Source organism: Pseudomonas sp. SDO5591_S426 (assembly GCF_054070755.1).
This window is the reverse complement of the sequence record NZ_JBSVXD010000004.1, coordinates 17,180-29,283: the sequence shown is the minus strand read 5'-3', so window position 1 is coordinate 29,283 and position 12,104 is coordinate 17,180. Positions and strand designations below refer to the sequence as shown.

Annotated in this window: 10 protein-coding genes; all 10 read right to left on the bottom strand. The window is 59.4% G+C overall.

The genetic code is table 11. The features are described 5' to 3' along the window. Positions 1-15: 15 nt before the first annotated feature. Entirely contained in the window at positions 16-729 is a 714-nt protein-coding gene (gene icmH, locus ACW9JC_RS01855; RefSeq protein WP_338581296.1) for a type IVB secretion system protein IcmH/DotU, read from the bottom strand. Then, positions 726-2,069: a type VI secretion system baseplate subunit TssK gene (gene tssK, locus ACW9JC_RS01850; protein ID WP_457453210.1), complete on the bottom strand. Its 1,344-nt coding sequence runs from the start codon at positions 2,067-2,069 to the stop codon at positions 726-728. The genes icmH and tssK overlap by 4 nt, the downstream gene beginning before the upstream one ends. Then, positions 2,066-2,818, bottom strand: coding sequence for a type VI secretion system lipoprotein TssJ (tssJ, locus tag ACW9JC_RS01845; protein ID WP_457453208.1), 753 nt, complete (start codon positions 2,816-2,818; stop codon positions 2,066-2,068). Before tssJ ends, tssK begins: the two co-directional genes overlap by 4 nt. A gap of 23 nt (positions 2,819-2,841) precedes the next feature. Beyond that, entirely contained in the window at positions 2,842-5,445 is a 2,604-nt protein-coding gene (tssH, locus tag ACW9JC_RS01840) for a type VI secretion system ATPase TssH (protein WP_457453207.1), read from the bottom strand. After that, the gene (gene tssG / locus ACW9JC_RS01835; RefSeq protein WP_457453205.1) at positions 5,442-6,512 is read right to left on the bottom strand and encodes a type VI secretion system baseplate subunit TssG; all 1,071 of its coding nucleotides are present in this window, start codon (positions 6,510-6,512) and stop codon (positions 5,442-5,444) included. Before tssG ends, tssH begins: the two co-directional genes overlap by 4 nt. Then, positions 6,476-8,308 carry a type VI secretion system baseplate subunit TssF gene (gene tssF, locus ACW9JC_RS01830; protein WP_457453203.1) on the bottom strand — a complete coding sequence of 611 codons (1,833 nt, stop codon included), beginning with the start codon at positions 8,306-8,308 and terminating at the stop codon, positions 6,476-6,478. Before tssF ends, tssG begins: the two co-directional genes overlap by 37 nt. Continuing rightward, positions 8,308-8,790, bottom strand: a complete 483-nt coding sequence (tssE, locus tag ACW9JC_RS01825; protein WP_034150988.1) for a type VI secretion system baseplate subunit TssE — start codon at positions 8,788-8,790, stop codon at positions 8,308-8,310. The genes tssF and tssE overlap by 1 nt, the downstream gene beginning before the upstream one ends. Positions 8,791-8,815: 25 nt before the next feature. Next, positions 8,816-10,318 (bottom strand): type VI secretion system contractile sheath large subunit, encoded by a 1,503-nt coding sequence (gene tssC, locus ACW9JC_RS01820; protein ID WP_457453201.1) that lies wholly within the window; start codon positions 10,316-10,318, stop codon positions 8,816-8,818. Between the two features lie 10 nt (positions 10,319-10,328). After that, positions 10,329-10,862, bottom strand: coding sequence for a type VI secretion system contractile sheath small subunit (tssB, locus tag ACW9JC_RS01815; RefSeq protein WP_007978739.1), 534 nt, complete (start codon positions 10,860-10,862; stop codon positions 10,329-10,331). Positions 10,863-10,929: 67 nt separating this feature from the next. Further along, positions 10,930-11,682, bottom strand: coding sequence for a hypothetical protein (locus ACW9JC_RS01810; protein WP_457453200.1), 753 nt, complete (start codon positions 11,680-11,682; stop codon positions 10,930-10,932). Positions 11,683-12,104: the final 422 nt, after the last annotated feature.

Below are 12,104 nucleotides of genomic sequence, written 5' to 3'. Positions count from 1 at the left end.
TTACCTGACCTGTGCTCAGGCACTGAACAGCTGGCTGATTTGTTCGGACAACGCGGCTACGTCTTTGGCCAGCAGCCAGTCCAGCGTCAGGTAAACACCCACGCAGACCAGCGCAATCAGCGCCAGGTAGAGCCAAAGGGGAACTTCATGGCGCAGCATCTGCGAGACCTGGTCGGGCAAGGCCCAGTCAGGCGAGAGCGCCTTGGGCGTCTTGCGAAAGCGCGCAATGTCCTGGCCCAGGGTATTGGCCAGGTAACGCAACTGGTCCTTTTGCCCGAGGCTGAATTTGCCTTCGAAACCCAGGGCCAGGCACAGGTGGTAGACCTCGAGGACATCGAGGTTCTGTTTGACGTCGCCCCGCAATGAATCGATCTTTTCGAAGAAGCCTTCGCCCGCCAGGTGCACGCCGAAATAGCGGAACTGCAACGGCTGCAATTCAAAGTGACGGCGCAGTTCGTTGTCCCCGGAGCGCAACACGCTTTCATCGAGGAAGGCGCACAAGGCGTACTGGGTGTCCTTCACTTGTTCAACGCTATAGTTGGCGCTGCGGGCATCGCGTTCCAGTGCCTTGAAGAAGGTGTCGACGCTCGCCTCGAAGGCGCTGACCGAAGTCACTTGGCGGCCCTTGCGCACGATCAGCGCCATGCTGATGAAATCCTGCACCAGGTCTTTGAGCGTCGGTTTTTCGCTGGCGGCCGCAACGGCGCCTTGCAGTACGGCTTCGGTCATTTGAGTACCGCCATCAGTTCAAGCTTGAGGTTGGTGAACGCGCTGGGCGCATAGAAAGAAATGGCCTGGGCACTCATCATTCGTTCGTAGACCCGCCCATGGGGCTCGATGGAGAAATAGTGATTGTCCAGTCGCACCGGAATCGCATTGGGCAGGCGCGTCGAGTGATTGAGCGTGACCCCCGGCATGGCGCTGTTGACCACCACTTCGATGTCTTCCGGCGAGCCGACCTTGAACGCCCGTGGCACCAGTTCCAGCAGGCTCGCGCCCGGCATGTCGGCGTGCACGGAAATGTAGAAATCGGCCTCCGCCAGCCGTGGGTCGTGCAACTGCCCTTGCCAGTACGAGGGTTTGGTCTGGGTCAGGTTGATCACCACGCACTGGTTCGGCACCACGTTGTCGAGCAGCACGCGAATCATTTCGTCGAGCTTGACCAGCGAGGCCGCCGGGTCGTGGTGGTCGTACTCGGGGATGTCGTTGAGCTGTGTATCCAGGGAAAATGTCAGCAGGCCGCCGGCGAGTTCAGCCAGGAACAGATACAAGCGTTCGGGGTGCAAACGCGGATGGGCCAGCAAATGCGCTAGGGTCGGATGGGCGCGGTTCACCGTGTTCAACAGCCAGAACAGGGTTACGTCACTGGAGCCGAACTCGGCGATCTGATCCGCGCGCTCGCGACGACGGCCGGACAGCGCCTTGCTTTTCGATTGCAAAGCACCGAGCAAACGCTTGCCCAGCCCGATCAGGGTGTCGTGCGTGCCCAAGTGAAGCGTCGGGTGCACGAAATGCCCGTCGAGGTTGAAACCGCCGATGTTGTTGCGCGACAGGCGAGCGATCGGGCACCAGGTGTAGCCATCCAGGTTGTCGCCATCGATCAGCATCACTGCGTTTAGCCGCAGGCTGGTGATTTCGTTTTCCAGGTCGCCTTCATTGAGGTCCGGCAAGGTGTCGAACTGCTTGCGAAAGCGTCGCCCGGTCTTTTGTTCCTGGCCGTCTTCGACGTAGTTCAGGCCGAAGGGCTCAGGCAGTTTCAGCGCGGCGTAGACCTTCAGGTCGTTGCCCTTGAGCAAGTCCTTCAAATCGCGGGCAGCGGGCAGCGGATCATGCTGCGGCGCATCGAACAGACTGCCGTCGGGAAACACCAGTTTCAGCCTTTTCAGCTGCAGGGAGCCGGTGGCGAGGGCTTCTTCGTCCACTTCGAGCAACTGCACGCCCCAGTGAAAAGGCGTATTGCGCAGGGTCGCCTGCGCCAGCTGATGCTGGTGGAACTCATCCTGATACTGGAAATGTTGTGGCAAAAGGAACATGCCTTCGGACCACATCACCCGGCTTTGCTTACTCATTGAGCGCCTTCCAATAATGAATTCAATTTCGAGTCCACGGCTTTCTGCGCGGAGCCGGCTGCCTTGTCCTGGGCTTTTTCAATCACCACGTCCTGAACCCGTTGAGTCAGCGTTGGCTGGGCCGGTGGGTCGGGCAGGGCGGAAGCTTTGGCGAGTTGCTCTTCGGTCTTGGGTTTGTTCAGCACGTCGACGCCACTGACGGCGGAGACGGTGTTGTTGTCGACCAGTACTCGCAGGCCATCGGAAGAAAACCAGATGCCGTCCTTGCGCAACGAATTGGCGTCAAACGCGACCTTCCAGCGGCTGTTCTCGTCGGAGCGGAAAAACGCCGCGACGCCGACATAACCCGCGGCCTTGTTCAGGGGCCACTTGTCGACCTGGCCCATGCCTGGCAACAAAGTGATTTCGCGGTTCTCGATCAGGGTGTTGCCGAGGGCTTTTTGCGGGTCGTCCCACAGCGAGTCGGCGTCTACCGAGGAAAAGCGCTCCAGTGAAGTCAGCTGATAGACTCGCAGCACCACCGAAAGCGGTTTGCCCTCCGCGTCGGGGTTGAGCTGATTGCCGCCGTCGGAGGTCAGGATGACTTTCTCGTTGTCATCGAACAGCATGTCGCCGGCCCACGTATCGTCGACCCGCTTGCTGACCCGATCAGTCACGCCGCAGGCGCTCAGTACCGTCATCATCGCCACCACCGTCAGGCATTGAGCCAATGCCTTCACGGGACGTTTCCCTGAAAAATTCTTGTCCATGACCACTACCTGTAAATGCTCGATCAGCACAGGCGATAGGCGAAATCGCCGTCGCTGCCCAACTCGATGTTCAAACTCTGGATCGGTTTGTCCTGCGCCATGCGCTCCAGTACCCGCTGCGCCAGCTCGGGCATGAGGGTCTTGGACAGAATGTTGTCGATGTTGCGGGCGCCGCTGTCGACTTCCGTGCAGCGCGAGGCAATGGCTTTGACCAGCTCCTCGTCATAGCTCAGGACGGCCTGATGATTGCGCTCGAAGCGCTGGCGAATGCGTTCGAGCTTGAGCGCGACGATGCGCTCCAGAATCGCGTCCTTGACCGGGTAGTAGGGGACGATGGTCAGGCGGCCGAGGAAGGCCGGCTTGAATACCTGGTTCAATTCGTCACGCAGCCCTTCGACGATGTCTTCCGGTGTCGGTTGCGGCTGGGCATTGAGGCACCACTGCATGATGCGGTCGGTACCGGTGTTGGACGTGAGGATGATCACGGTGTTGCGGAAGTTGATCTCGCGACCTTCGCCGTCATCCAGCACGCCTTTGTCGAACACCTGGAAAAACAGTTCGAGCACGTCCGGGTGGGCTTTTTCCACTTCGTCGAGCAGAACCACGCTGTAGGGCTTGCGCCGCACGGCTTCAGTCAGCACGCCGCCCTCGCCATAACCGACGTAACCCGGAGGCGAACCCTTGAGGCTCGAGACGGTATGGGCTTCCTGGTACTCGGACATGTTGATGGTGATGACGTTACGCTCGCCGCCGTACAGGGTGTCGGCCAGCGCCAGTGCGGTTTCGGTCTTGCCAACGCCGCTCGGGCCGAGCAACAGGAACACACCGATCGGCTTGTTCGGGTCTTCCATGCGTGCGCGGGAAATCTTGATGCGCTTGCCGATTTCGAGCAGTGCATGGTCCTGGCCGAGTACCCGCTCGCCCAGCAATGCAGGCAGGCGCTGCACGGTTTCGATTTCGTCGCGCAGCATTTTGCCCAGCGGAATACCGGTCCAGCCGGAAATCACTTCGCCGATGGTGCCGCCATCTACCAGTGCATGCACCAGCGGTTGTTCACCCTGGACGCTGACCAGCTCGGCGCGCACCGCGGCAATTTCCTGAGCATCTGGGGACTGGTTTTCCGGGTGGCTGAGGGCGCCAAGTTTTTCCACCAATTGCAGTTCACGTTGCCACTGTTGTTCAAGGGCATCACGGGTCTGCTGTTCGCTGAGCAATTCGGTATTGAGGGTGGTCAGGCGGCGGGCATGGTCGCTGCCTTTGGCGGCTTCCTGCTGCAGCACCGAGACCTCTGCCTGCAGGTTGTCGATCTGGCGCTTGCAGTCTTCCAGCGGTCCCGGTTGCGCCGATTGCCCCAAGGCGACCCGGGCGCAAGCGGTGTCCAGCACGCTGACGGCTTTGTCCGGCAGTTGGCGCCCGGTGATGTAGCGATTGGACAGGCGCACGGCTTGCACCAGCGCTTCGTCCATCACCGTGACCTTGTGATGTTCCTGCATTTTGGCCAGCAGGCCGCGCAGCATGTGGATCGCCTTGTCTTCGTCCGGCTCTTCGACCTTCACCACCTGGAAGCGGCGGGCGAGGGCGGCATCTTTCTCGAAGTACTTCTTGTACTCGGCCCAGGTGGTCGCCGCGATAGTGCGCAACTCGCCACGAGCAAGCGCGGGCTTGAGTAGGTTGGCGGCATCGTTCTGTCCGGCCTGGCCGCCCGAACCGATCAAGGTGTGCGCTTCGTCGATGAACAGAATGATCGGGTGCAGGCTGCGCTTGGTTTCTTCGATGACTGACTTGAGGCGGTTTTCGAATTCGCCTTTCACCCCGGCACCGGCCTGCAACAAACCCAGGTCCAGGGTGTGGATGGCAACGCCCTTGAGCACCGACGGCACGTCACCTTGAACGATGCGCAGGGCCAGGCCTTCAACCACAGCGGTTTTACCCACGCCGGCTTCACCGGTGAGGATCGGATTGTTCTGGCGGCGGCGGGTGAGGATGTCGACCATCTGCCGCACCTCGAATTCGCGGCCCAGCACCGGGTCGATCCGGCCTTCGCGAGCGCTTTGCGTGAGGTTGATGGTGTATTGATCGAGGGCTGGGGTTTTGCCGTTGCCTTTGATCGGGCTGGCGCTGGCGGCGTCTGAAGTACCCAGCGGTTTGGTCAGGGCCGATTCGGCGCTGCCTTCCACTAACGCGTTGAGGTTCACGCGCAAATCGTCGGCGTTGATTTTCTCCAGCTCCGCCGCACCCGCGATCACCACCCGGCGCAGTTCGTCGTCATCGAGCAACGCCTGCAACAGATGGCCGGTACGGATCTGCGCCTGGCCGAATTCGATGGACGCCAGCACCCACGCCTGTTCGATCATGCGGGTCAAGTGCGGCGACAGCGCAGGCGTGCGTGTATTGCCTTTCTTGAACGTCCCCAGTGCCGTCACCAATTGCGCCTGCAAGCGTTCAGGCACCACGTCGTAATGACGCAGGATGGCTGGCAGGTCGTTGTCGTGGCTGTCGAGCAACTGCAACAACAGGTGCTCGATCTCGACATCGTAATGGTGTTCCGACAGGCACAGCGCCGCGGCGCTTTCGGTGGCGGTACGGCTGGTGTCGTTCAGCTTGGCAAACAGGGGCTTCAGGTTCACAGGGAGACCCCATCAAAAGGAATGTGGAAGAGCGCGCAACGGGAGGGTTCCACGTCGACGCCTGGTCGTTTGAGCCAACCGAGCCGGCCCAGCGAAACGTTGCCCTGACGACCCAGGCGGGCGACGGGGACGGCTTGGGGTTTGAGCTTGGGTGCCAACTGGAAATCGAGTTCGGCACCGACGTAGAAGCGCACCAACTCAACCAGTTTCTGGTAGTCGACGCTGCCCGGCTGCAAGCGTTGATAGTCAGCCAGTTCCAGCGGCGCCGTTTCGATGCGCACGCACGATTGGTAATCCCAGACCCGGTTGCCGGCCACGGCGCTTTGCCCGAGCACAGCGTTCTTGCGCCCTAGCTGCGTGCATTGGCTGGCATCGAGCTTCAGCCAGCGACCGGCAAACGGCTTGACCTTGAACGGCAGCGAAAAATAGAAACTGAGCATCACTTCCAGGTTCAACGCATTGCGCGGTTTCTGGGCGAACAGGCCGGAGAAATAGCTGAACAATTCTCGGCGCAGGGGCGAGCCTTGTTTGTCGAATTTCTGCTTCTGCGCCTCGGGGCCGAACCCCACCAGATTCAGCAGGTAGCGGTCGAAATCCGAGCTGCCGTTACGTTCGTACTCGATGTAGAACTTGTACTTTTGCCAGGCTTCGTAGAACAGCGTGGTCATGCGATGCGAAAAAATATCGAGGAACGCATGGGCCGCGTCATCCCGGTATTGGATGTGCCGCTCGATCAACAGCTCGGTGTACGGGCGCGGCAAGACACCCGACGGCCCGACCAGGCCCATGAACGTGACTTGCACTTCAGACAACGGCAGGCCGGCCACGGACACCTTGCCTTCACGCTCAAACTGCAAATCGCTGACTTCACTGGCCGGGAAGTTGAGCGACAGCTGCGAGCGAAAACGCAGAGGGTCTTCGTGCGGTCGGGTTTCCAGGTCCATGCGCCCGGTTCTGCTGTAATGCAGGCGAAGCAAGCGCACCAATTGGAAAAACTCGAATCGGTGCGGCTCAGCCCGTGCCTGATCAATCAGACCAGGGGTTGATCGCCGGTTCGCGGTGGCCATTGGACGACTCTCTTTTCGCGCTGCAAGGTGCGAAGGGTTAATTGGGTAAAGCTGTTCATCGAGCAGTACTGACCGAAGAAGTGGTCGAGCACCATGCCGAACAAAAACACACCGCTGCCGGTGTATTGGCTTTCATCGAAATTGAGGGTGATGCCGACGCCGCGGACGAAATTCGGTCGCGGGTGGCCGATGCGCGCAACCACTGGTTCGCTGCTGACCGAGACGATGCCGTTGATCTGTTTGCGGATCGCCGAGACGTTGCGGTAGTTGTAGAGCGACAATAGCTCCAGCAGCACCTCGCGGCCACGGGACACCAGCGACATGTGGTTCAGTGACAGGTGTGAAATCAGCCGCCAGATCACCCCGTTGCCCAGCGGCACGCGCGCGGTGGCGGTGGGCTTGCGCAGGCAGCGGATGTCCTTGATCACCGAGTTGCCGGGAATGTTGAAATCACCGCGCTCGCCACCGAATGGCAACATCAGGGGCAGGTCGCGATTGCTGCAAGTCAGGCGGATGCTCAACGTGTCGTTGTTGGACTCCATTAACCCCAGCTCTCGGTCCACCACCCGGATAAACACGTTCGAGCCATCGCGCTGGCCGGTCTGCACGGCACGGCGCCGGGCAATCCAGAAACTCTGGCCGGGACCCTGATCGCCACGGGGTTCGAAAAACGGGTGGCAAGTGCCGACCTGATCGATACCGCCGACCTTGCGCACGCGCCGCACGCGATCGATGGACACCACTTCCGCCGAGCTTTGCAGGCGCACATCCGGCGTCACTGCGTACTCGTGCTGGGCGTGGGTCAACTTGATCGGCTCGGCCTGCTGGCGGAACAGGTTGATGATCGGCGTGCAATTGAGCTTGAAGTTATTGCGCCCGATGTTTTGCGTCAGGCGTGCCAAACGGTCGCTGAGGTCGTAGTCGGAGAAGTAGAAATTGACCTCGACCTTCTCGACGTCCTTGCCCGCCAGAATCCGCGCAAAGCCCGACAGGTCGAAGAACATGAACTTGTCGGGGAAGGTGAAGTACTCGTGCAGCAGGCGATAGCCGAGGAACGAGCGCTCCGAATAGTCCACCAAACCTTCGTCGAGACCATAGCCGACGGCTTTCAACGCGTTGGCCGGCAAGACGACCTCACGGGTGCGCCCTTGATCTTCGAAGCTCAGCGTGGCCTTGGCCAGGTTGTTGAACAGCAGTTCGTACAGTTGCAGCATCAACGTGCTTTCGCCGTCGAGGAAAAACCGCAGGCTGTCGAGTTCCATCTTGCCGAACATCACATCGGAGGTCGCGACCAGACCGATGCGCAAGCGCGCAACCAGGTCAGCACTGTGGCCGTTGAACGCCGAGCGCTCCATCTCGATGAATGACGCCTGTTGCACCGCCACCGGCCACAGCTCGACCGGGTAGCAGGTACGGAATTTACACACCACGCCATCAATCGGGTTGGCACTGAGTTCGGTATGCCGGGGTACACGGAAGGCTTCGGTGACTTTTTCCTGTTTGCCCAGATTGAATTCGACGATCGACATCGACGGAGTAGGGCGCAGGTAATGCGGGTACAGCACTTCAAGAAACGACTCGACGATTTCCGGCAGTTCGTCGTCGAGTTTTTTGTGCACCCGCGCCGACAGGAACGAGAACGCTTCGATCAAGCGCTCGGTATGCGGGTCTTCGCAGTTATCGCCCTCGATGAGCAACCGCGAAGCGATTTTCGGGTACTGGCTCGCAAACTCCTGGCCCAAAAAGCGCAGGTGCGACAGTTCCTTTTCGTAATAGGGCAGCAGTTCGTCGAGCATCAGTTGAGGTTCTGCACTTTGTATTCCTGGGTGTTGACCTGCAGCACCGCGTCGAAGGACACCTGACGGGTGACGTCTTGCAGGCGCAGGACCGCGTCCACGCGAAAGGTCAGCATGCGTTGGCCGGTCTGTTGGGCGAGCAGTTGCACTTTGACGCTGCGAAAACGCCGGTCGCCGACCGTGATCGCTTTCTCCAGTTGCCGCTGGATCAGCAGGCGATCCTTGGGATCAAGCACGCTGCGGCTGGTGAAATCCGGCATGCCGTAATCGAGGATGCTGCCGCTCAGGTTGACGAAACCGTCCAGCTCGTTGGCGACCAGGGACTGGCGGGTGTTGACCAGGATTTCCAGGTCGCGAACGATGCTGGCCTTGTAATCGGCCAGCGAACACAAGCGTTGCGATGACGCTTCGATGGACTGATGCGGACGATCGTCCAGCAATCGGTCCAGCAGTGATGGCAACAGCTTGTGTTGACTGGTCATGGTGCCTCCCTGGCAATGTGCTCGATCAGCCGCGCGTCGATTGCGGCAGTTCAGCGACCAGGCGCAACGAAGCGGTCAGTTCGTCCAGTTGGTAGTGCGGGCGCAGGTACGTCACAGCCTTGTAGACGCCCGGTTTGCCCGGCACTTCAAACACCTCGGCCCGCGCTTCACGCAATGGGAACTTGGCCTTGGCTTCCTGGCTCGCGGTGTCGTCCAGCAACACGTAGCTCGACAGCCACTTGTTGAGGAACAGTTCGACGTCTTTGCGCGAGGCGAAGCTGCCGATCTTGTCGCGCATGATCGCCTTCATGTAGTGGGCGATGCGCGAAGTGGCGAAGATGTACTGCAACTGTGCGGACAGCCGGGCGTTGGCGTTGGCGATGTCGGTGTTGTATTGCTTCTGCTTCTGTGTCGACTGGGTGCCGAAGAACGCAGCGTAGTCAGTGCCTTTGCAGTGCACCAGCGGAATGAAACCGAGGTCCGACAGCTCTTTCTCGCGGCGGTCGGTAATGGCGATTTCAGTCGGGCACTTGAGGGCGATTTCACCGTCATCGGTCTTGAACGTGTGGGTCGGCAAACCTTCAACCAGACCACCACCCTCGACACCACGAATCGCCACGCACCAGCCGTAACGGGAAAACGCATCGGTAACCCGAGTGCCCAGCGCGTAGGCGGCGTTCATCCACAGGTATTTGTTGTGGTCGCGGCCATCAACGCTTTCGACGAAGTTGAATTCCTCGACCGGCGTGGTATCCGGGCCGTAAGGCAGGCGACCGAGTACGTGGGGCAGGGTCAGGCCGACGTAACGCGAGTCTTCGGAGGCGCGGAACGACTTCCACTTGGCGTATTCGACGGTGTCGAAAATCTTCGCCAGATCCCGCGGGCCGGACATGTCGGTAAACGAATCCCAGCCAAACAGTTCAGGCGAGGCCGCCGAGATGAACGGTGCGTGGGCAGCCGCCGCGACGTGGGAAATCTCTTCGAGCAGGTACATGTCTTCCGGGCTGCGGTTGAACTCGTAGTCACCCAGCAGCATGCCGAACGGTGCACCACCGAAGGTGCCGTACTCTTCTTCGTAGATCTTCTTGAACAGCGCGCTCTGGTCGAATTCGGAAGCGGCCTTGAGGTCGCGTACCAGGTCTTTCTTCGAAGCATTGAGCAGGTGGATCTTCAGCGTAGTGCTGGTTTCGGTCTGGTCGACCTGATACTTCAGGCCGCGCCAGGACGCTTCCAGCTGCTGGAATTCACTGGCGTGCATGATCTCGTTCATCTGCTCGGAGAGCATCGCGTCGATCTCGGCGATGCGCGCATCGAGCACGGCGATCAGGTCCTTGCTAGGCGTCATTTCGCCTTCCAGGATCTGGTTGACCAACTCGCCGATCAGGTCGCGGGTGCGGGTGCGCTCGGTCTCGGAGCGGGCCACACGGCTTTGCGAAATGATGCTGTCGAGCAGCGAGGATTGCGCGGTGAAGTGTTCCACTTCAACCAGTTCGCTGTCCTGTTGAGTCACGGTTTGCTTGTCGTTCATCGCGAGGCTCCTACGCTTTGCCGTCGGTGGCTGGAACGGCGGCTTCGCGACCGAATTCCTTGCCCAGGGTTTTCAACTTCTCGGTGTTCTGCAACACATCCATCAGCAGCTCTTCGAGCTTGTCGTTGCCGCCCATCTTGTTGCGCAGGTCCGCCAGCTTGTTGCGCACTTCCAGCAGCTTGCGCAGCGGCTCGACTTGCTTGACCACGTTCTGTGGTTCGAAGTCTTCGAGGGCGTTGAAATTGAGTTCAACACCCAGCTGCGTGCCGTTCTTCGCCAGAGTGTTGTCGACGCGGTAGGTCAGGCGCGGCTTGATGCCCTTGAGCACGCCGTTGAAGTTGTCGCGGTCGATGAAAATGAACTTGCGGTCCTTGAGCTTCGGCAGCGGCTCCAGCGGGTTGCCGGAGAAATCGCCCAGCACACCGACGACAAAGGGCAGCTCTTTCTTTTCCTGAGCGTCGCCGATATCCACGTCATAGGTGATATGGACCCGAGGCGCGCGAACGCGGTCGAGTTTGTGCTGGGTACTTTCCTTCTTCGCCATCGTGATCTCCTGTGCGAACAATTCGCTGCAAGTCGTTTGCGTGTCGGTTCAATGGGGGCCGAGCGCGTTACATTCCTTCGATCGTCAGCAGCAGGCGCTGACGGATTTCATCGTTCATTTCCATGATGTTTTCAAAGCCCACCAGTTCTTCGAAGCTGGTGTTGCCGGCGATCTGGGTGCTGCTGCGGATCACCGCTTCGTCGGGCAATTGCGAGCGAACCGGCGAGCTGATGACGCAGAAGGGCAGGTCGCCGAAGTCCTTCAAACGTTCGAAACTTACGGGGAAGCGCAAGCCTTCGAGCAGGCGGCTGATGCCGGGCGACTTGCTCAGGCAGTAGAACAGCACCAGGTAATGCACCACGAAGCGGTACAACTCGGCGCTGCTGCGATTGGGGTCTTTGATCACCGTGCGGAAACGGGCAAGGTCGAATGAGCTGAAGCCAACCACCCAGCGCACGGGGCTGGTGATGCGAATGGTTTGACCGCTTTGGGACAGCACCTTGTCGTACTCCAGCGCGAACAGTTGCGGAGTGGTGCTAAGCAGGTTGAGCGGCACTTCGAGTTCATTGACCAGTTGGAACGGAGCGCCCGAGCCGATGCGGTCGTAAAGCTCCTTGAGTTCCTTGAAATGGTGCTGGGTTTCGCGGCCGCTGCTGCGCTGTGCACCCTGCAGGTACTCACCGAAAAACGCCTGCGGACGAATCAGCAAAGCCAGGGTCGCCAGATAATCCGAAGCCTGCGCCTTCAGCGCATCAGAAATGGCCCGGGTCTGGCTTCGCAGCTTGATCAATGCTTCAACATCAAAAAACGTCTGAGTCATCGGTACATCGTCCTTGAACACTCCATGCCTTCCTGGATAAAAAAACCGGGGCATGTCGAGCGACAGATTTCTCGAGTGAACAGCTGTCCACGAGAGGTGATTGCTAATGTTCGAAACCAAAAAAACACACTGCCGGGGATAACCGGTAGTGTGATGCTGGCATATGGATATTGAGTTGCCAGTAACGTCGTGTATGGCAACACGTCGTATCGAAAAGTTCATTCGAGAACGGATTTTTTCTCGTTTTTGTTACACGCCGCAATGATGTCGGCTTGCCATTACTTGTGGGGTGTGTCTGTCGGATAGTTCCGAAAGCCAGTTAATTCAATGGTTTCAGGCAGGTTGTGGATCCAATTTTAAAATGAAAATAATTTGAAAAAGGTGAATCGGTTCACCCAACGCCTGCTTGATGATCCGCTGAG

Coding starts and splice junctions, on each gene's coding strand:
- icmH (WP_338581296.1), bottom strand. CDS start 729: ATGACCGAAGCCGTACTGCAAGGCGCCGTTGCGGCCGCCAGCGAAAAA.
- tssK (WP_457453210.1), bottom strand. CDS start 2,069: ATGAGTAAGCAAAGCCGGGTGATGTGGTCCGAAGGCATGTTCCTTTTG.
- tssJ (WP_457453208.1), bottom strand. CDS start 2,818: ATGGACAAGAATTTTTCAGGGAAACGTCCCGTGAAGGCATTGGCTCAA.
- tssG (WP_457453205.1), bottom strand. CDS start 6,512: ATGGCCACCGCGAACCGGCGATCAACCCCTGGTCTGATTGATCAGGCA.
- tssF (WP_457453203.1), bottom strand. CDS start 8,308: ATGCTCGACGAACTGCTGCCCTATTACGAAAAGGAACTGTCGCACCTG.
- tssE (WP_034150988.1), bottom strand. CDS start 8,790: ATGACCAGTCAACACAAGCTGTTGCCATCACTGCTGGACCGATTGCTG.
- tssC (WP_457453201.1), bottom strand. CDS start 10,318: ATGAACGACAAGCAAACCGTGACTCAACAGGACAGCGAACTGGTTGAA.
- tssB (WP_007978739.1), bottom strand. CDS start 10,862: ATGGCGAAGAAGGAAAGTACCCAGCACAAACTCGACCGCGTTCGCGCG.
- ACW9JC_RS01810 (WP_457453200.1), bottom strand. CDS start 11,682: ATGACTCAGACGTTTTTTGATGTTGAAGCATTGATCAAGCTGCGAAGC.